Source organism: Marinobacter nitratireducens, assembly GCF_000708045.1.
In the GTDB taxonomy this organism is placed as follows: Bacteria; Pseudomonadota; Gammaproteobacteria; order Pseudomonadales; family Oleiphilaceae; genus Marinobacter; species Marinobacter nitratireducens.
Genome location: NZ_ANIE01000003.1, coordinates 881,655 through 904,764 on the forward strand (window position 1 = coordinate 881,655; position 23,110 = coordinate 904,764).

Genomic DNA, 23,110 nt, shown 5'->3' on the forward strand with positions numbered 1-23,110 from the left:
ATTCATGGACAGCGTATCTCTTATCGGCATGATTTCCGTCATCACCGCCGGCCTGACCGTCGCGATCGGGTCTATAGGCCCCTCCCTCGGTGAAGCAAGATCCATTGCCCAGGCCCTCAGTGCAATCGCACAGCAGCCGGACGAATCTGCCACCATCACCAGAACGCTCTTTGTAGGTCTGGCCATGATTGAATCCACCGCAATCTACTGTTTCGTGGTCGCCATGATCATCATCTTTGCCAATCCGTTCTGGGATTACGTTGCTGCCAGCGCTGGAGGTTGATCCATGGAGATCGACTGGATCACCGTCTCGGCTCAGGTCGTCAATTTTCTGATTCTGGTGTGGCTGCTGAAGCGTTTTCTCTATCAGCCCGTAATTCATGCCATGGACAAGCGTGAGAACAGGATCCGCAGCCGCATGACGACCGCAGAGCAACGCGAGCGGGCAGCAAACCAGGCAAGACAGGACTACGAACGAAAACTTGCCGACCTCGAACAACAACAGGCTTCTTTACTGGCCGAAGCAGAGAAAGAAGCCAGGCAATCCCGTCGCGACATGATAGAGCAGGCTCGCATAGACACTGCCGAAGCAAGAAACCAATGGATGCAAGAGGTCAAGGAGGAAAAGGCGTCGTTCATCAAGGGCGTGCAACAGCAGTCCCTGTTCGCGGTTGAAAGCATTGCACGCAGAGCACTGGAGGATCTTGCTGACGAGCAACTGGAAGAAAGGATCACGCACACATTTATCGATCAGCTCTCCACTCTCGACCAGGGCATCATTGACACCCTGAGCAAGACCAGGAAGCCCGCCACCCTCTCCAGTTCTTTCGAGCTAGCCCCTGATCTGAAAAATGCGATCTCCCGCGAGCTACAAACCGCAATCGGGGCGGCGGTTCCCATGACATTCCAACGCTCGGAGCGTCTCATCTGCGGTATAGAGCTTGTCTGCGAAGGGCACGTCCTCAGCTGGAACCTTTCGGATTATCTGACCGACCTGACGTCATTGATGGAGAAAGCCTTTGAAACGGCCAGATCCCGCGAGCCGGAGGCCTGACTTGATGCTCAAGGACATGCTTGATCAAACAATGGGCACCATTCAGACCGTCGTTCGGGACCACAGGCCCACACTCAAGTCATACGAGGCTGGTACGGTCATACAGGTGGGCGGAGGTATCGCTCGGATCGAAGGACTTGCCAGTGTCTCCTCTGAAGAACTGATCCAGTTTCCCGGTGGTGTACTGGGGGTTGCCATTAACCTGGAGCCTGACGAGGTTGGCGTCATGCTCCTGGGCGACAGCGACGAACTTGGTGCCGGTGCCAGAGTCACAGCCACTGGCCGGGAGACTGACACTCCGGTCGGCGAAGGCCTACTGGGCCGTGTGATTGACGCCACGGGCCGCGTACTGGATGGTGGCCAAGCGCTGGAATGCCGGGAACGCCGCCCTATTGAGCGAACCGCCCCGGAAATCATTGATCGCGCGCCCGTTACGATACCGCTGGAAACCGGCATCAAGACCATAGACGCCCTGATTCCGATCGGCCGAGGGCAGCGGGAACTCATCCTCGGAGATCGACAAACCGGCAAAACGTCCGTTGCTATCGATACCATCATCAACCAGAAAGACAAGGGTGTGGTATGCATCTACTGCGCCGTCGGGCAGCGAGCCACCTCCGTTGCCAAAGCCGTGCAAACGCTTCGGCATTATGGAGCCCTTGACCACACCGTCATTGTCGTAGCGTCCGATGACGACCCACCCGGCCTGCGGTATATCACACCGTATGCTGCCACCACCATGGCGGAATACTTCATGGAGCAGGGCCGGGATGCATTGATCGTCTACGACGATCTGACTCGCCACGCCCGCGCCTACCGGGAACTCTCCCTGCTGTTACGACGCCCGCCGGGCCGGGAAGCCTACCCTGGCGACATTTTCTATATTCATTCTCGCTTGCTGGAGCGCAGCACCCACCTGTCTCCCCAATTAGGTGGTGGATCGCTCACGGCGTTACCCATTGTCGAAACCCAGGCCCAGGACATCTCGGCCTATATTCCGACAAATCTGATATCCATTACTGACGGCCAACTGTACTTATCACCAACGCTGTTCCAGAAAGGCCTCCTGCCCGCGATTCATGTGGGCAAATCGGTGTCTCGTGTCGGAGGCAAGACCCAACATCCAGCCTTGCGAGCCGTCGCCAGCGATCTTCGTCTGGCTTACTCCCAATTCGAAGAACTGGAAACCTTTGCTCGTTTCTCGACGCGCCTGGATCAGCAAACGCGATCAACCATTGAGCGTGGCCGCCGTGTTCGGGAGGTTCTGAGGCAGGATGAGCACCAACTTCTCCGGGCCAGCGAGCAGGCAGCCATTCTCTCGACCGTGAATGCGGGCTTGCTGGACAATCTGCCTATCGCAATCATTCAGGAGGCCGAACATCGTCTGAATCAGGCTTTACTGGAAGCATTACCGGACATCTGTGCTCGAATGGACAGCGGCAACGAGCTGACCACGGAGCAGTGGAGCCAGGTAAATTCCACGCTACGTGAAGCTGTAGAGAAACTGTCCACGGCCGACGGGAGTCACCCCTGAATGGAATCCCTTGAGCAACTGCAGAAACAACTCGGAAGCCTCGAAGAGCTGCGCGGTATCGTCAAGACCATGAAGGCGCTATCAGCCGCTAATATCCACCAGTACGAGCAGGCAGTTACCGCCATGTCCGGCTACTACCAGACGGTTGAAATGGGTTTACGTGCCCTGCTCCGGGGATACCCCACGAGCGGGTTCAATGGCAGAAACTTCAAGGGGAATCCACGTCTGGGAGCCATCATTTTCGGATCCGATCATGGCCTGTGCGGTCGATTCAATGAGGATATCGTGACCTTTGCGCTTGAAAAGATGGATGCCGTCCCCGCAGACACAACAAGCCGGCGGATTCTCACCGTTGGCGCCCGCCTGGCCCCAGGGCTTGAGCAAGCCGGCCAATCCATCGAAAAGGAATTTCTGGTTCCCGGTGCCGCCAGCCAGATTACCAGAACCGTTGAAGAACTCTTGCTCCAGATCGATGAATGGCGAGCACAGGACGATATCCACTATGTCTTCCTCTTTTACAACCGGCACTCAAAGTTACAGAGCTACCACCCTACCTTGGTAGAGCTACTGCCGATCGATTTTGATCATATCCATCGGCTGGTCACGAAACCCTGGCCGTCACGAAGCATCCCGACCTACACCATGGATCGGCAGAACCTCCTTCGTCGTTTACTGGATCAGTATCTGTTTGTATTGCTGTTCCGCGCCTGCGCCGAGTCCCAGGCCAGCGAGCACAGCGGAAGGCTGGCCGCCATGCAGGTCGCGGAACGTAATCTTGGTGAACGACTCGATGACGTAACCATGGAGTACCGGCGCGCCCGGCAATCCGTCATCACCTCAGAACTCCTAGATCTGGTCGCCGGTTTTGAAGCCAATCAGAGCTCAAACTCCTGACCAAGCGTCGGCATGATGACCTCCGTATTCTCCAGCAGCTCACCAAAAGCAGTCATGGCATCCTCTTCACCATGAACCAGGAAGGTACGTCCCGGATTCCCGGTCTGCTTGTGCCAGGCCAACAATTCATTCTGATCGGCGTGGGCGGAAAAGCCGCCAATGGTATAGACCGCCGCCCGGACCGGTATATCCTCACCGAAAAGCCGTATTTCAGTTGCACCATCCACGATTCTCCGCGCCAGAGTGCCGTTGGCGGCATACCCGACAAACACCATACTGCTTTCGTGACGCCACAGATTGTGCTTGATGTGATGCCTGACGCGGCCACCGGTGCACATCCCCGACCCGGCCAGAATGACCGCACCACCCCCTACCCTGTTCAGAGCCATCGAATCGGAGGTCTGGCGGGTAAAATGCAGCCCCTGAAAGCCGAAGGGATCAAACCCATTGGTAAATAGTTCGCACGCCTCCTCGTTGTAGCATTCCGGATGACGTCGAAATATCTCCGTCGCAGAGATCGCCATCGGGGAATCCAGAAAGACCTGAGTTGATGGCGGCAGAGCACGGCTTTCCATACCCTCTCTCAGGTAATAGAGAATCTCCTGCGCCCGCTCCATCGCGAATGTGGGAATCACGACATTGCCGCCCCGACGAAAGGTATCGTTGATCGCCTCGTACAGTTCTTCAATCGACGGGTGCAGGCTCTTATGCAGCCGATCCCCGTAGGTTGTCTCCATAATGACGATATCGGCCTCCGGCGGAGGTGTCGGATCGTTAAGGATGGCCCGGTCGCTGTATCCCAGGTCTCCAGAAAAAAGCACTGTCTTAGTGCGGCCTTGCTCTTCCAGTTCCAGAAAAATGCAGGCGGAACCGAGAATGTGCCCCGCGTCCAGAAACGTAGCCCGGACGCCACCACCCAGAGGGATGGCCTTGCCATAAGAGGCATTACGACCGAAATAGTCGAGGCTGTTCAGAGCATCCAGGACGGAGTAAAGAGGCTTGGTGTCCTTATCCTTCTTGCCATTGCCATGGCGGGCCTTTTTCCTGGCTTTCCATTCCGCCTCCTCTTCCTGCAGATGGGCAGCGTCCAGCATGACCAATTTCGCCAACTCGCGAGTTGCTGCGGTGGTGATAATCTCTCCTTTGAATCCCCGCCTGACGAGCAAAGGAATACGGCCACAGTGATCGAGGTGGGCATGGGTCAGAAGCAGATAATCAATGGTGGAAGGATCAAACCCCAATGGCCCGTTATTATCCTCATTCACTTCCCGCCCGCCCTGATACATTCCGCAATCGATCAGTATTCGGGTGCCACCACACTCCACCAAATGGCAGGATCCGGTGACCTCCTGATCGGCACCGTGGAAGGAAAGCTTCATTGTCGTACTCCATTGATGATTGTCCTTAAAGGGTAGGACATAGCCTCAGCTCTGGCCCTGACACAGATCCATTTTTCAGAACAGAGTTGCGGTACGACATTGAGTAGAAAAGAAACAGGCAGGGGCAACCTGCAGATTCATACAGGCAACAAAAAACCCCGCACTGGGCGGGGTTCTCTGCGTAATATGGCGCGGCTGGGAGGATTCGAACCTCCGACCGCCTGGTTCGTAGCCAGGTACTCTATCCAGCTGAGCTACAGCCGCTTAAAACTGATGGCAAGTATCGAGAGAAGTGGCGCGGCTGGGAGGATTCGAACCTCCGACCGCCTGGTTCGTAGCCAGGTACTCTATCCAGCTGAGCTACAGCCGCGCATCGATCACTTGCGTTGGTTGAATGCTAAATCAACCTGTCCCAAATTCCCTCGAAGGGAATGGCGGAGAGGGAGGGATTCGAACCCTCGGTACGATTGCTCGTACGGTTCCTTAGCAGGGAACTGGTTTCAGCCACTCACCCACCTCTCCTTGAGAACGGGGCGTATACTACCATAATTTTTCTGTTTTCATAGGGTTGACACGAGATTTTTGCATCCCGATTTGGCCAGATATAAAAAAAGCCGTTCAGGTCTCCCTTGAACGGCTTTTTCTTGATCAACGATTGCCCGGTTCGGGCTCTTCGCTACCTTTCTCGGTCTGAATCCGCTGATAAATTTCTTCGCGGTGAACCGCAACTTCCTTTGGGGCATTCACGCCAATACGAACCTGATTCCCCTTTACTCCGAGTACGGTGACTGTGATGTCGTCACCTACCATCAGAGTTTCGCCAACACGGCGAGTCAAAATCAACATATCCCATACTCCCTATCCAGAGCTACCTGTTTCGACAAACGCTAGTTATGTACTTGTTGCTTTTATATCGAGATCACTACTAATCCAATAGACGCACTTTCCCTTATAAGGTTCCAGTTTTCTATAGGATCTATTAATGACTCCCTTATTAGATACTCTGCCTAATTAAAGACCGTTCCGCTTCAAGCCTCTTCGGAAACAGCAGGCTTGTCCAGTTCGAATGCACTGTGAAGTGCCCGAACTGCCAACTCAAGATACTTCTCATCAATCACCACGGAGATTTTGATTTCTGACGTGGAGATCATCTGGATGTTGATTCCCTCATTGGACAGGGCTTCAAACATCTCGGTTGCCACACCGGCATGAGAGCGCATACCCACGCCTACAATACTTACTTTAGCAATTTTACAGTCACCGCCAACCTCGCGGGCACCAAGCTCATCAGCAACACGTTGCAGAACTTCCTGGGCACGCTTGAAATCATTGCGGTGAACCGTGAACGTAAACGCGGTTTTATTATCTTCACCGACGTTCTGAACGATCATGTCCACTTCAATATTTGCGTCACTGATCGGTTTGAGAATGCGCAGTGCGCTACCCGGTGTGTCAGGCACACCAGAAATGGTCAGTTTTGCTTCATCACGATTAAAAGCAATGCCGGAAACAACCGGTTGTTCCATGGCGTTTTCATCCTCAAGAGTAATCAGGGTGCCCCCACCTTCCTGAAAGCTGGAAAGGACCCTTAATGGAACATTGTATTTGCCTGCAAACTCTACAGAGCGGATCTGGAGAACCTTGGAACCAAGGCTCGCCATCTCGATCATTTCTTCAAACGTAATCCGGTCGAGCCGGCGCGCGCTGTCCACGACACGAGGGTCGGTGGTATACACGCCATCCACGTCGGTGTAGATCTGGCACTCGTCAGCCTTCAACGCAGCTGCCAGGGCAACGGCGGTGGTATCGGAACCACCACGCCCGAGCGTGGTGATATTTCCGTTCTCGTCGATTCCCTGAAACCCGGCTACGACAACCACACGGCCGGCATCCAGATCCTCGCGCATGCGCTGCTCGTCAATCTGCTTGATTCTGGCCTTGGTGTGGGTGCTGTCGGTGACAATCCGCACCTGCGAACCGGTATAAGAACGAGCATCACAGCCACGCTTCTGCAGCGCCATGGATAGCAAGGCAATGGTCACCTGCTCACCGGTGGACACCAACACGTCCATTTCCCGGGGCACGGGTTCCTCCATAATCTCGCTAGCCAACCCGATCAACCGGTTGGTCTCGCCACTCATGGCCGAAACCACGACAACCACGTCGTGACCTTCCTTGCGGAACTTGCACACTTTGTCGGCAACCGCCGAGATACGATCGGTCGTCCCGACCGAGGTGCCACCAAATTTCTGAACCAACAGAGCCATGTTCTTCCCAAACTCCGAAACGGGGACTCACAGCGGGGCACCGCCCCACCAATAAAAGAAAACGGGCGGAATTATAAACTCCGACCCGTTCTCAAAAACAGTTGCTTAGCCGATATTTTTTTCAACCCACTCGGGCACACCGGCCAGCGCGTCTGCCAGCTTGTCAGGATCGTTACCGCCACCTTGCGCCATATCCGGACGACCGCCCCCCTTTCCATCAACCTGAGCAGCGAGATGCTTCATCAGATCCCCGGCCTTGATCCGGTCAGTCGCAGATTTGGTAACGCCTGCTACCAGTGTGACTTTTCCGTCCTCAACACTGGCCAGAACCACAACCCCTTCGCCCAGTTTATTCTTGAGCTGATCGGCGGTTTCCATCAGCGCCTTGCGATCCGCACCTTCGAGATTGGCCGCCACAACTTTCAGCCCTCCAACCTCAACCGCAGAGCCCGCCAGGTCACTACCGGCGGAGCTTGCCAGCTTACCCTTGAGAGCATCGACTTCCTTCTCAAGCTGACGGTTACGATCAATTGTCTGCTGGACTTTTTCAATCACAGAATCCCGGGTTCCCTTAACCAAACGTGCCGTCTCACGCAGGGCACGCTCTGTTTCGTCTACCCATTCCAGAGCGCCAAAGCCTGTGACCGCCTCAATACGACGGACACCGGCGGAGATGCCGCTCTCAGATGTGATCCGGAACAGTCCGATATCGCCGGTTCTGGCAACGTGGGTGCCACCACAGAGCTCAACTGAGAAGTTGTCGGTTCCCATGCTGAGCACACGAACCTCATCGCCGTATTTCTCACCGAACAGCGCCATCGCACCTTTCTGCTGGGCCGTTTCCATATCGGTGACATCGATATTGACCGGGGTATTTTCCAGCACCTGCTCGTTCACCTGACGCTCAATCTCTTTGAGCTGCTCCGGGGTAACCGGCTCGAAATGCGAGAAATCGAAACGCAGCTTGTCAGGATCAACCAGAGAGCCCTTCTGACTCACGTGCTCACCCAGAATGTTGCGCAGAGCGGCATGCAACAGGTGGGTCGCCGAGTGGTTGCGTTTGGTTCGTTCGCGGCGGGCGTGATCAATGCGCGCATCCACCTCAAGGCCCGGGAACAGCTCACCTTCGATCAGCGTGCCCACGTGCAGGTGGTTGTCACCTTCCTTGCGGGTGTCGGTCACCTTGAACCGACCGCCACTCCAGGTGAGTAAACCGGTATCACCGACCTGGCCGCCGGATTCGGCATAGAACGGTGTGCGCTCAAGAACCACCACCGCTTCGTCACCGGTCTCGGGATTCTTCTCTTCGCCGTCGACGATGACCGTACGAATGCGCTCCTGACCATCAATGTGATCGTAACCGGTAAACTCGGTCGCGCCTTCAATATTCAGCCCGGCCGCGTTGTAATCAATACCAAACTTGCTGGCAGCACGGGCACGCTCACGCTGGTTTTCCATGGCCTGCTCGTACCCTTCGTAATCCAGGGTCAAGCCGCGCTCACGAGCAATATCGTTGGTCAGGTCGACAGGGAAGCCGTAGGTGTCGTAGAGGGTAAATACAGTTTCACCCGGAATCACGCTGCCCTTGAGCTCGGCAATATCCTGCTCAAGCAGGCGCAAGCCCTTGTCGAGCGTCTTGGCGAACTGCTCTTCTTCCTGAAACAGTACCTTTTCGATCTGCTTCTGGCTGCTAACCAGTTGCGGATAGGCTTCGCCCATCAACTCAACCAGTGCATCCGTCAGCTTGTGGAAGAATGCGCCCTTGGCACCGAGCTTGTTTCCATGCCGGGCAGCGCGGCGAATGATACGGCGCAGAACAAACCCACGACCTTCATTGGATGGCATCACGCCGTCGGAAATCAGAAACGCACAAGAGCGAATGTGGTCGGCAACCACCCGCAGAGACGCTTCGGTGGTAGGCACGCCGCCAAGCACATCAGACGCGGCTTTCAACAGATCCTGGAACAGGTCGATTTCATAGTTGCTGTGCACGCCCTGCAGAACCGCCGTAATACGCTCCAGGCCCATGCCCGTATCCACAGACGGCTTGGGCAACTTGAGCATTTCACCGTCGGCGGTGCGGTTGTACTGCATGAAGACCACATTCCAGATTTCGATGTAGCGGTCGCCGTCTTCCTCAGGACTTCCCGGAGGGCCACCAGCCACGTCCGGGCCATGGTCATAGAAGATTTCGGTGCATGGGCCGCAGGGGCCGGTATCGCCCATCTGCCAGAAGTTGTCAGAGGCGTAACGGCCGCCCTTGTTGTCACCGATGCGGACAATCCGATCTGCGGGGACACCGATCTCCTTGTTCCAGATATCGAAGGCTTCGTCATCTTCTGCGTAAACCGTTACCCACAGCTTCTCCGTCGGCAGCTTCAACCAGTCATCACCGGTGAGGAACGTCCACGCAAAATTGATCGCTTCCCGCTTGAAGTAGTCACCGAAGCTGAAATTACCCAGCATTTCGAAAAAGGTGTGGTGGCGTGCGGTGTAACCCACGTTCTCCAGGTCGTTGTGCTTACCACCGGCGCGCACGCATTTCTGAGAGGTTGTCGCTCGAGTGTAATCACGCTCTTCGCGACCAAGGAATACATCCTTGAACTGGTTCATACCCGCGTTGGTAAACAGCAACGTCGGGTCGTCATGAGGAACCAGTGAACTGCTTCCAACGATGGTATGTCCCTGCTGTTTAAAATACTCGAGAAACGCTTTTCGCAACTCTGCGGTTTTCATAGCCCTTTGATACCTTTCCAGAACCCGCCGGATTACCCCTCGGGTCCTCCATTGAAGTCGATTACTTACATGCGTGTGCAAATCGGCTACTCTAGCACACGCCGAGTACAGGAAAAACGTGAAACATCACAGGAGACCCCATGCCCCGACGCTTTCATAATGCTGAGGAACTGTTCCCGCCAGCGACGTTTGTGAAACGCGCTCTCGCCATTATTTACGACGGTTTGATCAGCATCGCCGTCCTGTTGGTAACCAGCTGGATTTACACCATGATCGCGGGGTCACTGACAGGGTGGGATCGCTATGAGCAAATGGCCGAGAAAGGCCAGATTTCCGGAGACCCGGGCCTGACCTTCGTGCTGTTCCTGGTGCTTTATCTGTTTTTTGCCTACTTCTGGACCCGAATCGGCCAGACACTGGGCATGCAGGTGTGGCGGGTCAGGATCGAGAACCTGGATGGAACATCCGTCAGCTGGACCCAGGCATTGATTCGATACGTGACGGCTTCAGCCGTGGTGTTCGTTATGATGCTGGCCGCGTATTACATCGGAGCGGTTACGCTCCTGATTACGGTGCCGGCTGTCATCGCCCTGTTCCTGCCAATCAACGGCTTATCACTCACAGACAGGGCGTCAAACAGCCTTGTCGTCCAGGTGCCCAAAGCAACGAAGAAGTAAAGGCCCGCCGGGCCGGAATCAACCGGCCCGCTTCATCAGCGCAGCGCCAGCCAAGGCGCTGACCGCAATCGGTATCAACACGGCCAACATCGGGTTGAATCCATAGACCAGACTCATTGGGCCAAGCAAGTCCTGCATGTATTTGAACAGCAACCCGACCATGAGTCCGGTAAAGATCCGGAACCCCATGGTGACCGACCGCAGAGGTCCGAAAATAAAGGATATGGCCACCAGCACCATCACCGAGGTTCCCAGGGGCATCAACGCTTTCTTCCAGAATGCCAGCCAGTAAGGGGAAGCATTCAGATCCTGATCCCCGAGATAACTGGCGTAGGTATAGAGACCCGACATCGACAGGTTCTCAGGCTTGACAATCAGCACGCTGAGAACGTCGGGCGACAGCCCCGTGTCCCAACGCCGGGTACGCGCCTCCGTCACTTCCGTGCCATCAGACCCAATGCGAGTTGTCCTGACATCTTCAAGCAGCCAGTAATCCCCTTGGTAAATGGCACGGCGTGCAAAGCTGGAAGACAACAACTTTCTCTGATCATTAAACGTGAACAACGAGACCCCATGCAGCACGCCATTCGGCTGAACGGCATTGAGGTGGATAAACTCATCACCTTCGCGGTGCCAGACACCACTCGCTGCCGCGACGCTGCGCCCGGCGCCGAGAGCAACCGCTTTATCGCTCTGGGCAAAGCGCTCCGCCGGTGGCGCAACGTATTCACCGATCACGACACCAAGCATCACAACGACCAATGCGGGCTTCATGGCTGACCAGACAATTCGCCTGAGTGATACACCCGCAGCTCGGATAACAGTGAGCTCGGAGGAGCTTGCCATCGAACCGAGCCCCACGAGACACCCCATAAAAGCGCCCAGCGGCAAATAATCGTAGATACGCCTCGGCAGCGTCAGAAACACATACCAGAGAGCGTCCAGCGTCTGATAGCCATTGCGGGTGTCTTCCAGTTCGGCAATAAAAGCAAAGATCAAATCTAGTGACAGCACCACAACCATAACCAGAAACATGGCCCCGCCAACCGTACGCATAACATAGCCATCTATCCTACGCATCAGCCGGCATCTCCCTCAGCGCTCTGCGACGCTGAAGCCACGCAGGTCCGAACTGCAGCCAGAGCCCGAACCCTAGAAACAGAGCATGCACCCAAAGCATGCCAACCCACTCAGGCACTTTGTTATCGGCCAGGGCATCCCGGGCAACAATCAGCAAACCAAGGTAGGTAATGTAAACCAGCATGGCCGGGAGGAGATGGAAAAAGCGGCCTTGCCTCGGATTTACACGGCTAAGGCGGACCGCCAGAAGGGTCACGATCGGAACGATCAGCGGAAGCGAAAAGCGCCAATGCAGAAGCGCGCGATCCTCTGGGCTGTCTGACTGCATCAAGTCCCATGTACTGATACCCTCTTCCAGCTCTCGAGTGCCCTTCTCACCACTCTGAATTTTCAGCCCGTAGGCGCCAAATTCAGTGATGTTGTATTCCGGAGTACCTGCCGCTCCGTCAAACCGGCCGCCGTCCTCCAGAATGAGAAAACGACTACCGGTATCCTGATCAATCAGCTGGGAACCGGACTCTGCCGTAAAGATGGTAATGCCCTCGCCGTCAGCACCATATTCGGCGATAAACACCCCCTGCAGCTCACGCTTATCGTCACTGAGCGCTTCGGTATAGGTCACTCTGTCGCCGGAGCTGAAATCCTGAAACCGGCCAGGCGCCAGCATTTCGAACTCCGTGGCCTGGCGCTGTTCGTTGAAAATCTGCTCTACCTGTTTCATGCCCCAGGGCGACACGTAGAGACTCATGGCTCCGACAATGATCATGACGGGCACGCTACCCAGCAGCGTTTTTATCAGCAGCTGACGGTCACTCACGCCACAGGCAAACAGCACCGTCATCTCGCTCTCCAGGTACATGCGCCCGTAGGCCAGCAGTATGCCGATAAACAGCCCCAGAGGAAGTATCAGTTCCAGAAAGCCCGGGAAACGATAAGCCATGATGGAAAACAGCACGTCAGCCGCTATATTGCCTTCCGCGGCGCTGCTGAGGTATTTCAGGAAGCGGCCACTCATGAACACCATCAGCAAAACACCGGAAACGGCGATCATGCTGATCATGACCTGGCGAATGAGATAACGGAAAATAATCGTCAAAAGGGTCTCTCTGGCCTAGTCTGTTGCAACTTTGGAGGAAACAGGGGTCAGCGCGTATTCTATGTAACCTTTGCCGTGAATGACAGTACGACAGAATTACATCAGGCTATGAAAACAGTACGGCCTGCCAGCTTGATAAATTCGACCGTTACCCTGATCCTAGATTAAAAGCAGACGCAACCCGGAATACCGGGAACGTCGTCGTGTCCGACGACAGCCAAAACGAATAACAGGAGATGCCATGAATTTCAGCCTCAGTAGCAAAGCTCTGACAAGCACCAAAGCCGACTGCCTTGTGATCGGCCTCCCGGAAAAAGGAGATTGGCCGGAGTCCACAACCCAGGCAGACGAGTCACTGGGCGGGCTGATCAAATCTCTGGAAAAGGCCGGCGACATCAGTGGCAAAAACGCCAAGACCAGCGTCGTACCTCTGACTGACCAACCCTGGGCCCGTCTTGTTGTCGTTGGCACGGGCAAGGATTCCGACCGCACCCAGGCGAACTATCGCAAAGCCCTGATCGCCGTCGTAGGTGCCCTGAAAGACGGCCCCTCCAAATCTGCCCTGATTGCCCTCGGTGATACCACCGTCAGCGGCGATGAGTCCGCAAGCTCTGAAAGCGCAAAGCTCACACTGATCGGCCGTATTCTGGAAGAGCACCTGTACACCTTCCACGACTACAAGAGCGAAAAACCAACCGCCAGCAAACTGAACAAAGTCGTCGTTCTGGCTTCCAGCGCCGGAAAAGCGCAAAAAGACGCGTTCAATCTCGGCCTCGCAACCGGCCGTGGCATGAACTTCACCCGCGATCTGGGCAACACGCCACCAAACATCTGTCACCCGGTCTGGCTGGCCGAACAGGCCAAGGCAATGGCCAAGGAATACGACGACATCAAGACCGAAGTGCTTGATGAAAAGCAGATGGAAAAAATGGGCATGAACACCATCCTGGCCGTCGGCAAAGGCAGCAAGCAGCCCCCGCGCCTGATCGTCATGGAATACCGTGGCGGTAAAGCAAAGGACAAGCCCTACGTACTGGTGGGCAAGGGCATCACCTTCGACACCGGCGGAATCAGCCTCAAGCCAGGCGAAGGCATGGACGAAATGAAATACGACATGGGCGGTTCCGCCAGCGTATTTGGCACCATGAAGGTCATCGCGGAGACCAAGCCCAAGATTAACGTCGTGGCCGTGATCGCCGCCGCCGAGAACATGCCGGACGGCGGCGCATCCCGCCCGGGCGACATCGTCACCACCCTCAGCGGCCTGACCGTTGAAATCCTCAACACCGACGCCGAAGGACGCCTCGTACTCTGCGACGCCCTCACCTACGTCAAGAAATTCAACCCGGCTGCGGTCGTCGACATGGCGACCCTCACCGGCGCCTGCATCATTGCCCTGGGCAACCACGCCACCGGACTGCTCGCCAATAACGACGAACTCGCCAACGAACTCCTGGCCGCGGGTGAACGTACCGGCGATCGCGCCTGGCGCCTGCCGCTTTGGGACGAATATCAGAGCCAGCTGGACAGCAACTTTGCGGACATGCAGAACATCGGCGGCCGCCCCGCGGGCACCATCACCGCAGCCTGCTTCCTGTCACGGTTTGCCAAAGATTACCCCTGGGCACACCTGGACATCGCCGGTACCGCCTGGCACTCCGGCAAAGCCAAAGGCGCCACCGGCCGTCCGGTACCCTTGCTGGTCAACTATCTGATGTCCCATGCAGGAAAATAACCAGAGCGCATCCCCGGAAACCGGCAGCCCTGCTGCCGGTTCTTCCGAGGACAGCAACAGGAATCAACGCTACTGGTTCCACATCCTCTCCCAGGCCACCCCGGCTGCCCGCAACCTCCACACTGCCAAACTCGTGGACAAAGCCTGGCAACAAGGGGACCGCGTGTGCGTCGTCTGCGACACCATGCAGCATGCACAGGAACTGGATGACCTGCTCTGGAACTTCAACCCGGACGCCTTCATACCCCACTCCATCGTCCCGGACTCCACAACCACCTGCCCCGACCCCGTTGGTATCCTGCTGTGCCCGCCGGTAGCCGAAGACTGGGATACCATCATCGTCCTCTCGGACACCCTCCCCGCCGACGCCGACCGGTTCAGCCGCCTGGCGCTGGTTGCCCACAACGAACCAGACGTTCTAAACCAGGCCCGATCGCATTTCAGGCAGTTAAGGGCCCTGGGAATCGAGCCCAAGGTTCATGACCAGCGAAAACGGTGAGCGAGTAGCACCTGGCCCGACTTTGCGCAGCACCCAGCTCGCAGTCTTCGAAGCAAGAGACGTTCGCCGCAACCTCCGTGAGCATGTATAATCGGCGCTCTAATTTTTCCCTTGTGAATCAACCAAACGGTCACCAGCAGAAACCCATGGAAAAAACCTACCAGCCAGAAAACATCGAGCGCCAGTGGTACGAAAACTGGGAATCCAAAGGGTACTTCCGCCCCAGCGGTGAAGGCCAGTCCTACAGCATTGCCATCCCGCCCCCCAACGTGACCGGCAGCCTGCATATGGGCCACGCGTTCCAGCACACCATCATGGACACCCTGACCCGCTACAAGCGCATGCAGGGCCGCAACGCCCTCTGGACAGTCGGCACCGACCACGCCGGTATTGCGACCCAGATGGTCGTCGAGCGCAAACTGGCTGCAGAAGAAGAGAAAACCCGCCACGATCTCGGCCGGGAAGAATTCATCAAACGCATCTGGGACTGGAAAGAACATTCCGGCGGCACCATCACCCGCCAGATTCGCCGCCTGGGTAACTCCGTGGACTGGGAAAACGAACGCTTCACCATGGACGATGGCTTCTACAAGGCGGTCCAGGAAGTGTTCATCCGACTGTACGAAGAAGACCTGGTCTACCGCGGCAAACGGCTCGTGAACTGGGATCCGAAGCTGCACACCGCCATCTCGGATCTTGAGGTTGAGAACAAGGAAGAAAAGGGCTTTTTCTGGCACCTGCGCTATCCGCTGGCTGACGGCGCAACAACCCAGGATGGCAAAGACTACGTCGTGGTTGCTACCACCCGTCCAGAGACCATGCTTGGCGACACCGCCGTTGCCGTGCACCCGGACGACGAGCGCTACCAGCATCTGATCGGCAAGCACGTGCTGCTGCCGCTGGTGAACCGCCGAATCCCGATTGTTGCGGACCACCACGCCGACCCGGAGAAGGGCTCAGGCTGCGTAAAGATCACACCGGCTCACGACTTCAACGACTATGCGGTAGGCAAGCGCAACGACCTGCCCATGATCAACGTCATGACCCAGGACGCGAACATCCGGGACATTGCGGAAGTCTTCAACGCCGACGGCACCGATAACACCGACATCGACGGCACCCTGCCCTCTGCCTACGCCGGTCTGACTCGCGAAGCTGCCCGCAAGCAGATCGTGGCCGACATGGATACCGAAGGCCTGGTAGAGAACATTGAAGACCACGTACTGAGCGTGCCCCGCGGTGATCGCTCTGGACTGATCATCGAACCGATGCTGACCGATCAGTGGTTTGCCGATGCCAAGACCCTGGCCAAGCCGGCTATCGAGGCTGTCGAAGACGGCCGTATCCAGTTTGTACCCAAGCAGTATGAAAACATGTACTTCGCCTGGATGCGTGACATCCAGGACTGGTGTATTTCCCGTCAACTCTGGTGGGGCCATCGGATTCCCGCCTGGTACGACGCCGAGGGCAACATCTACGTTGGCCGCAGTGAAGAAGAAGTCCGCCAGAAGCACAACCTGGGCGCTGATCTTGAGCTCAAGCAGGACGACGACGTTCTGGATACCTGGTTCAGCTCCGCGCTCTGGACCTTCGGCACCCTGGGGTGGCCAGAGATTACCGAGCGCCTGAAGACCTTCCACCCGACCGACGTACTGGTCACCGGCTTCGATATCATCTTCTTCTGGGTCGCCCGGATGATCATGATGACCATGCACTTCATGAAGGACGAAGACGGCACCCCGCAGGTGCCCTTCCATACCGTCTATGTCACCGGCCTGATCCGGGACGAACACGGCGACAAGATGTCCAAGTCCAAGGGCAACGTGATTGACCCACTGGACATGATCGACGGCATCAGCCTGGACGACCTGCTTGAAAAACGCACGGGCAACATGATGCAGCCGAAACTCGCGGAGAAAATCGGCAAGCGCACCCAGAAGGAGTTCCCGGAAGGCATTGCTGCCCACGGTACCGATGCCCTGCGCTTCACCCTCGCCTCGATGGCCACCACCGGCCGCGACATCAACTGGGACATGAAGCGCCTGGAAGGTTACCGGAACTTCTGCAACAAACTCTGGAACGCAGCTCGCTACGTACTGATGAACACCGAAGGCGAAGACTGCGGCGTGAATGATGAGCCAGTCGAGCTGTCCCTTGCGGACCGCTGGATCATCAGCGAGCTTCAGAACTGCGAACAGGAAGTGACCCGCCATCTTGAGCAGTATCGCTTCGACCTGGCGGCTTACTCGCTGTACGAATTTATCTGGAATGAATACTGCGACTGGTACCTGGAACTGTCCAAACCGGCGCTGAATGACGACAGTGCAAGCGCTGAAGCAAAGCGCGGTACCCGCCGTACTCTGGTGCGCGTACTCGAGGCGGTATTGCGCCTGGCCCATCCGATGATGCCATTCATCACCGAAGAAATCTGGCAGCGCATCGCACCACTGGCCGGCGCCTCCGGCGACAGCATCATGCTGCAGCCATTCCCGCAGCCAGATTCCAGCAAGCAGGACGACACCGTTGCAGCTGATATTGAGTGGCTCAAAGGGGTCATCGTTGCTGTACGAAACATCCGTGGCGAAATGAACATCTCTCCGGCCAAACAGGTTCCGGTATTGCTCAAGGGCGGTAGCAACGAAGACGAGCGCCGCCTGGAGGAAAACCGCCAGTTCCTGATCTCCCTGGCCAAGCTTGAGAAGCTGGAATGGTTCCAGGGTGACAAGGCGCCGATGTCTGCCACGCAGCTGGTTGGCGAGATGGAAGTGCTGGTGCCCATGGCCGGCCTGATCGACAAGGATGCCGAGCTCAAGCGACTGGACAAGGAACTGGATCGCCTGAAGAAAGAAATCGGTCGCCTCGAAGGCAAGCTGGGTAACGAGAAATTCACCGCCAAGGCTCCCGCCGAGGTCGTTGAAAAAGAGAAAGAAAAGCTGAAGGACGCGCAGGGCAGCCTGTCCCGACTGAGCGACCAGCGAGCCGAAATCGAGGCCATGTAAGCCGATGATCGGCATCCTGGGCGCAGGTGCTCTCGGGCGGCTTTGGGCCGCCCTGCTCCCTGAGGGTGAGAGCGCCTTTCTGCCAAGGCCGGGCATGGACCCGGCCGCACCTCCCGTCCGCTATACGTTTGCCTCATTGGATGGCAGGCAAACAATCATGACCCGCTCATGGCTGGCCTCGGGTACCCAACCTGATCTGGTGCTGGTAGCGACCAAAGCCGGCGACACGCGCGAAGCACTAACCCCGTGGGTTTCGAACCTGCCGACCAAGGTGCCGATACTGCTGCTCCAGAATGGCCTCGGCAGCCAGCAAGCAGTGGCAAATGCCTGGCCAACACGCCCCATACTCGCAGCTTCGACGACCGAGGGAGCCAATCGCCCCACCCCAAATGAAGTGATTCATGCCGGCAGTGGCGATACCTGGATCGGTCCGCTGACAGCACCAGGCAAAAACCACCTTGATTCGGTCGTAACCGAGCTTAGAGCCAGTGGGCTGCGAGTCCACGAAGAGCTCGACATCCTTCACCGGCTTTGGCAAAAACTGGTTGTTAACGCTGGCATCAATCCTTTCACCGCCATTCTCGATTGCGCCAATGGCGAGATCCTCTCGGATCCGTTTTTCCTCACTCAGATCGATCCGTTATGCAACGAGATAGCCGCGATCATGCAAGCTGAGGGTATCGGCGAAGCTAACCCAAAAGAACTCAGAGACCGCATTGAGACCGTTGCCAGAAACACGGCGCGAAATACCTCCTCCATGCGGGCGGACAGGTTGGCTGGCCGAAAAACCGAGATCGATTACATCAACGGCTACCTGGCCCGACTCGGCCAGCAATTGAAAATCCCCGTACCAGTGAACCAGTCACTGACCGACAGAGTAAAACAACTGTCAGAATAACCATTTCAAAGGAGCTTCCCGATGGGCAACCGTCTCTCAAAAATATACACCCGAACCGGTGATGACGGCTCAACCGGCCTCGCAGACGGCAATCGGATTGCCAAGAATGCCCAGCGGGTCGAAGCCATGGGCACCGCCGATGAAGTGAACTGCCATATTGGCCTGTTAATCGAATGCCTCGACGATGACGACGGTCTGACCGAGCCTTTGCGGCGAATACAGCACCATCTGTTTGACCTGGGCGGAGAATTCGCGATACCCGGCAGCGTCGTCATTGGCACGGACCACATAGACTGGCTGGAAAAGACGCTCGACCACTACAATGAAGATCTACCGCCGCTAAAAAATTTCATACTCCCGGGAGGCACGCCAGCAGCAGCTCAGTGCCATCTCGCCCGAGCGGTTTGCCGCCGCGCAGAGAGGATCGTCGTCGCACTCGGGCACGAAGACTCCATCAACCCGGCATCCCGCCATTACCTGAACCGACTGTCCGACCTGTTGTTCGTGATTGCCAGGGTATTGGCCCGGCGGGACGGGGGGGACGAAATTTTGTGGGAACAAAAAAAATCCGGCCTATAGGGGCCGGATTTTTCGGTGCTGTGGCACCTAGACTTTGAACGCTTCAACCAGCCTCTGAAGGGAAGCGGTCAACTCAGACATTTCTCTGGAAGAGCCCAGCGTTTCCTCCGCATTCGCCGCAGTTTCCTGACCAAGCTCTCCAATCTGCTCTACGTTGGTGTTCACGTTGCGAGCCACGGCGGACTGCTCCTCGGCTGCCTGGGCAATCTGATGGCTCATATCGACGATGATCGCAATGCCACGGGCGATTCGATCCAGCGCCTCGGTAACCTGCCCGGACTTCTGTACGGTCGTCTCCGTGACATCCCGGCTGTTCGTCATGGCTGACACCGCATCCTTCACGCCACTTTGTAGTCGGGAAATCATGCCTTCAATTTCTTCTGTGGACTTATGGGTGCGCTGGGACAAAGAACGCACTTCATCAGCAACCACCGCGAAGCCACGCCCCTGCTCGCCAGCACGAGCCGCCTCAATGGCAGCATTCAGCGCGAGCAGGTTGGTCTGCTCGGCGATTGCCTTGATCTCCACCAGCACCTGACTGATGTTGTCACTGTCCTGACTGACGCGATTGATGACCTCCACGGCGCCGGAAATTTCCTCCGCCAGGCGATTGATCGTACCGACGGTATCAGCCACAACCTCCCGCCCGGTTTCGGTGTCGGTTTCAGCGGTTCCTGCGCTGTCAGCAACCCGGTGAGCGCTCTCGGTTACTTCGTGGACCGCCTCAACCATCTGATTCATGGCCTCGTTGATCTGGCCGCTCTCTTCCATCTGGCGGGCCACGGCCTCGCTGTTCGCAGCGGCGGTGCTGTTTACCCGGCTCGCCTGCTGATCCACGTCAGCGGTTGTTCGACTGACCGAGCGAATCAGCTCGGCAATGCGATCCGTCATGTTATTGAACTCGGCGGTAAGCTCTCCCAACTCATCCTTGTTACGGAGCTGAATGCGGGTGGTCATGTCCCCTGCGGCCACCCCACGAGCGGCTTCTGAGAAGCGGTTGATGGCGGTACGAACGGACATGAAAAAGCCAACGTAAAGATAAACAACCACCAGAAGAACCGCGATCAGCGCCACGACAATGAGCATGCGCTGGTTTCGGGCCTGCTCCAGTTTGGCCGCGAGATTAGCCTCCACCAGGTCAAAAATGGTGTTGTTCAGCTTGTCGTAGTGGTCCAGCTGGCCACGAATGAGTTCGCTGTACTCGCTCCACGGCATTTCAAGACGCATGGGTGTAATGATGTTGAGATCCAACACGTCCCGAACAACGGTCAGGCTCTCCCCAACCCTGTCCATAGTGCCTCCGGCACGCTGAGCCAGAGCAGGAGACGCGTCTTTTGCGACAGACAAAGCGGATGAAAGCCGTGAAGCCTGATTGGTCAGTTGGTCATAGGTCTGATTCAGAATTTCGCTCAGCGCGTAACCCACCTGGCCATTAACGAGAGCAAAGGTTCCGTAGGAACGAGCTTGCCCAATAGTGCCTCGAGCGCCGGGAAGACTTTCACGAATCAGTCCCAGTAACGCCTGGTTTTCCCGGGAATCCTGCCCCAGCCCCGACAGCTCCATGGTCGCCGGCAACAGGGCAATGACTTTCTGGACAAACTGTTGATAGTACTTGAACTGGGGGTCGATATTACCCTGATAATTGTCATCGCCACGCAGGGCCTCCCAGTCACCCTGGAGTTCCTCCACCTGTGCAGCCCAGGTACCAGAGCGGTCAAACGAATGCTCCTTCGCGCTCAATGCCGTGAATATACCGCTGATCTGCTCTGCCGTCTTATTCGACTCCTCCAGCAACACATCATGGTTTCGCAGAACACCGACGGCTCGGAAATCCCGATAGTCCACCGACAGCGACAGCAGACGATTGACCTGCTCAACCTGTTCCAACCCCTCGACACCCTGGGTAATGGTCTGAACCGAACGGTTCAACTCGGACATAACCAGCCAGGAAAGGCCCCCTATGGGAAGAAGGAACAGGATGCTGATAAGACTGAACTTGTATACCATCGGCAACCGGTTCATCAGCGCTATGGCAGGATTAATAAGTTGTTTCACGGAGCCCTCACTGCTATCAACAACTGAATGCTTGTTCTTTTCTTTATATATCGTCTAAGGTACTAGATCTTCAGGCATTAACTATTGTTAAAGTGTAATGTTTTTTTAAAGCTCCCGTCACTCGGTTTATATCGTCCAGCCGGAAATAACCAGCAGCGCCATCAGGCATATCCACACGAGCATACTCCGGTTCAGCAAATCCCTGATTGCGCTCAGGCTGCGGCCGCCGAAATCCACCCACTCATTTGGGTGAATCCTGGAGAACCTCTCGGGATCAAGTGCATACCCGGTTAACGACCCATTGGCAGAAAACATGAGTATGTCATCTGAACTTTTTTTGCCGTCATGATGGCCAGTGCGTATTTCACGTAACCAGCCGGACAGATCACCGGCAATCCCGAACGTCATCGACAACAATCGGACAGGGATCCATGCCATAACTTCCTCCAACCGCCGGAATCCGGGGCGGGCAGCGGCTTGCGGCCACTGCTCCGACAGGGCGACCAGTCCCCTTACGAGAACTGCTAGACCTATTCCCCCAACCACATACCAGAATGCAATCAAAAAGAATCGCTGAAACATCGCGTGCATAAAGGCTCTCGACAAAGCGAGATGCATCGCATCGGGAGACAGCGCAGCACCTCGATCCTCAGCCGGCAGCCGATGTTGAACATGATGCCAGGCGGCCTGCATGTCTCCCCGCCGCCAGGCTTCAGCATAGACCCTCAGAGTGTGGCGCCAACCGGGCGCCCCCATAAGCAGGACAAGCACAAGCAGTTCCAGCGGATAAACCAGCAGTTCGAGCCGGTAGGACTGAAGGAAATAGACCACAACACCCAGCAACAAGGCCGGTAGAACGATGAGCACGAGCCCGGATCGCAGTGACTGTTCCTGACCGGCCTCAACCTTTGCAGCCTTGTGAAACCATCGTAACCAGAAGCGATCACCGGACAGATGATCCAAAGTGTCCAGTCTCCGTCGCAGCAGGTAAGCCAATAGAAATACAACCAGAACCATTCAGGCAAGCTCCATCGCGTTCAGTACAGTCGATAGTTCACTTTTGTAGTAGGACCAATCAAAAGCGGGCCCGGGATCGGTTTTCCGTCCTGGGGCAATATCACAATGCCCCGTCAGCCGATCCGGCGTAATCTCAGGCCAGGCTGCCATGACGATGCCGGTGATCTCTGCCAGAGCACGGTATTGTTCCGGGGAGTAAGGAATGTCATCCGCACCCTCCAGCTCAATGCCAATGGAATAATCATTGCACTCCTCTTCCCCTCGAAAACTGGAACGGCCAGCGTGCCATGCCCGCTCAAGCAGACTGACGAACTGAACCACAGAGCCGTCTCGTCGAATCAGCGCGTGGGCCGACACCTGCATACCGGCAATCGTTTCAAAATAGGGGTGAGCGGCGTGGTCAAGCCGGTTACAAAAGAAGTCTTCGATTTCAGGGCCGCCAAACTGGCCGGGAGGCAGGCTAATATTGTGGACAACGAGCAAGCTGATTGAGGCGCCATCCGGGCGTGGCCCGAAATTGGGTGAAGGACACCATCGAGCCATGGGAAGCCTGCCGCTCTGTCTGAGGGTCGAGACTTCTTCGGCTATCGACGGACGGCCAGGAGCTTGGT

At 56.4% G+C, this 23,110-nt stretch carries 19 protein-coding genes and 3 tRNA genes; 10 read left to right on the forward strand and 12 right to left on the reverse strand.

Annotated elements, in window-relative coordinates:
- The first annotated feature begins 4 nt into the window (after positions 1–4).
- Genes D777_RS05905 through D777_RS05920 form a run of 4 tightly spaced genes read left to right on the forward strand, consistent with a single transcriptional unit; the run spans position 5 to position 3,482 of the window.
- Positions 5–283 carry a F0F1 ATP synthase subunit C gene (locus D777_RS05905; protein ID WP_036129473.1) on the forward strand — a complete coding sequence of 93 codons (279 nt, stop codon included), beginning with the start codon at positions 5–7 and terminating at the stop codon, positions 281–283.
- 3 nt (positions 284–286) lie between these two features.
- Complete coding sequence (locus tag D777_RS05910; protein ID WP_051668956.1) at positions 287–1,054, forward strand: F0F1 ATP synthase subunit B family protein; 768 nt, start codon at positions 287–289, stop codon at positions 1,052–1,054.
- Between the two features lie 4 nt (positions 1,055–1,058).
- Positions 1,059–2,588: an alternate F1F0 ATPase, F1 subunit alpha gene (locus tag D777_RS05915; RefSeq protein ID WP_036129474.1), complete on the forward strand. Its 1,530-nt coding sequence runs from the start codon at positions 1,059–1,061 to the stop codon at positions 2,586–2,588.
- On the forward strand, positions 2,589–3,482 hold the full coding sequence (locus tag D777_RS05920; protein ID WP_036129475.1) for a F0F1 ATP synthase subunit gamma: 894 nt from the start codon (positions 2,589–2,591) through the stop codon (positions 3,480–3,482).
- Here the strand turns inward: D777_RS05920 and D777_RS05925 are convergent.
- The 7 genes from D777_RS05925 to alaS form a co-directional block, all read right to left on the reverse strand.
- The gene (locus D777_RS05925; RefSeq protein ID WP_036129476.1) at positions 3,464–4,861 is read right to left on the reverse strand and encodes an MBL fold metallo-hydrolase RNA specificity domain-containing protein; all 1,398 of its coding nucleotides are present in this window, start codon (positions 4,859–4,861) and stop codon (positions 3,464–3,466) included. The two genes, D777_RS05920 and D777_RS05925, sit on opposite strands and share 19 nt — an antisense overlap.
- 187 nt (positions 4,862–5,048) lie before the next feature.
- A tRNA-Arg gene (locus D777_RS05930) sits at positions 5,049–5,125 on the reverse strand.
- Positions 5,126–5,154: 29 nt separating this feature from the next.
- A tRNA-Arg gene (locus tag D777_RS05935) sits at positions 5,155–5,231 on the reverse strand.
- 62 nt (positions 5,232–5,293) lie between these two features.
- Positions 5,294–5,383 (reverse strand) — tRNA-Ser (locus D777_RS05940).
- 126 nt (positions 5,384–5,509) lie between these two features.
- Positions 5,510–5,707, reverse strand: a complete 198-nt coding sequence (csrA, locus tag D777_RS05945) for a carbon storage regulator CsrA (RefSeq protein WP_036129477.1) — start codon at positions 5,705–5,707, stop codon at positions 5,510–5,512.
- Positions 5,708–5,889: 182 nt separating this feature from the next.
- The gene (locus tag D777_RS05950; RefSeq protein ID WP_036129478.1) at positions 5,890–7,128 is read right to left on the reverse strand and encodes an aspartate kinase; all 1,239 of its coding nucleotides are present in this window, start codon (positions 7,126–7,128) and stop codon (positions 5,890–5,892) included.
- 105 nt (positions 7,129–7,233) lie between these two features.
- Positions 7,234–9,864: an alanine--tRNA ligase gene (alaS, locus tag D777_RS05955; protein WP_036129479.1), complete on the reverse strand. Its 2,631-nt coding sequence runs from the start codon at positions 9,862–9,864 to the stop codon at positions 7,234–7,236.
- 140 nt (positions 9,865–10,004) lie between these two features.
- Here alaS and D777_RS05960 point away from each other — a divergent pair, with 140 nt between their 5' ends.
- Positions 10,005–10,541 carry an RDD family protein gene (locus D777_RS05960; protein WP_036129480.1) on the forward strand — a complete coding sequence of 179 codons (537 nt, stop codon included), beginning with the start codon at positions 10,005–10,007 and terminating at the stop codon, positions 10,539–10,541.
- Between the two features lie 18 nt (positions 10,542–10,559).
- On the opposite strand, the gene lptG is transcribed toward D777_RS05960, so the two are convergent.
- Together lptG and lptF are read right to left on the reverse strand one after the other, a co-directional pair.
- Positions 10,560–11,621, reverse strand: a complete 1,062-nt coding sequence (gene lptG, locus D777_RS05965) for an LPS export ABC transporter permease LptG (RefSeq protein WP_036129481.1) — start codon at positions 11,619–11,621, stop codon at positions 10,560–10,562.
- On the reverse strand, positions 11,614–12,717 hold the full coding sequence (gene lptF / locus D777_RS05970; protein WP_036129482.1) for an LPS export ABC transporter permease LptF: 1,104 nt from the start codon (positions 12,715–12,717) through the stop codon (positions 11,614–11,616). Before lptF ends, lptG begins: the two co-directional genes overlap by 8 nt.
- Positions 12,718–12,958: 241 nt before the next feature.
- On the opposite strand from lptF, the gene D777_RS05975 reads away from it, so the two are divergent.
- The 5 genes from D777_RS05975 to D777_RS05995 all read left to right on the forward strand — a co-directional run bounded on the left by D777_RS05975 (position 12,959) and on the right by D777_RS05995 (position 19,427).
- Entirely contained in the window at positions 12,959–14,452 is a 1,494-nt protein-coding gene (locus tag D777_RS05975; protein ID WP_036129483.1) for a leucyl aminopeptidase, read from the forward strand.
- On the forward strand, positions 14,439–14,951 hold the full coding sequence (locus D777_RS05980; protein ID WP_036129484.1) for a DNA polymerase III subunit chi: 513 nt from the start codon (positions 14,439–14,441) through the stop codon (positions 14,949–14,951). The genes D777_RS05975 and D777_RS05980 overlap by 14 nt, the downstream gene beginning before the upstream one ends.
- A 146-nt stretch (positions 14,952–15,097) precedes the next feature.
- Positions 15,098–17,950 carry a valine--tRNA ligase gene (locus D777_RS05985; RefSeq protein ID WP_036129639.1) on the forward strand — a complete coding sequence of 951 codons (2,853 nt, stop codon included), beginning with the start codon at positions 15,098–15,100 and terminating at the stop codon, positions 17,948–17,950.
- 4 nt (positions 17,951–17,954) lie between these two features.
- Positions 17,955–18,848, forward strand: a complete 894-nt coding sequence (locus D777_RS05990) for a ketopantoate reductase family protein (RefSeq protein ID WP_036129485.1) — start codon at positions 17,955–17,957, stop codon at positions 18,846–18,848.
- Positions 18,849–18,869: 21 nt separating this feature from the next.
- Positions 18,870–19,427, forward strand: coding sequence for a cob(I)yrinic acid a,c-diamide adenosyltransferase (locus D777_RS05995; protein ID WP_036129486.1), 558 nt, complete (start codon positions 18,870–18,872; stop codon positions 19,425–19,427).
- A 27-nt stretch (positions 19,428–19,454) separates the two neighbouring features.
- Here the strand turns inward: D777_RS05995 and D777_RS06000 are convergent, their stop codons facing one another.
- The 3 genes from D777_RS06000 to ampD form a co-directional block, all read right to left on the reverse strand.
- Positions 19,455–21,482, reverse strand: a complete 2,028-nt coding sequence (locus tag D777_RS06000) for a methyl-accepting chemotaxis protein (protein ID WP_036129487.1) — start codon at positions 21,480–21,482, stop codon at positions 19,455–19,457.
- Between the two features lie 126 nt (positions 21,483–21,608).
- Positions 21,609–22,499 (reverse strand): regulatory signaling modulator protein AmpE, encoded by an 891-nt coding sequence (ampE, locus tag D777_RS06005; protein ID WP_036129488.1) that lies wholly within the window; start codon positions 22,497–22,499, stop codon positions 21,609–21,611.
- Positions 22,500–23,087, reverse strand: coding sequence for a 1,6-anhydro-N-acetylmuramyl-L-alanine amidase AmpD (ampD, locus tag D777_RS06010; protein ID WP_264673433.1), 588 nt, complete (start codon positions 23,085–23,087; stop codon positions 22,500–22,502).
- Positions 23,088–23,110: the final 23 nt, after the last annotated feature.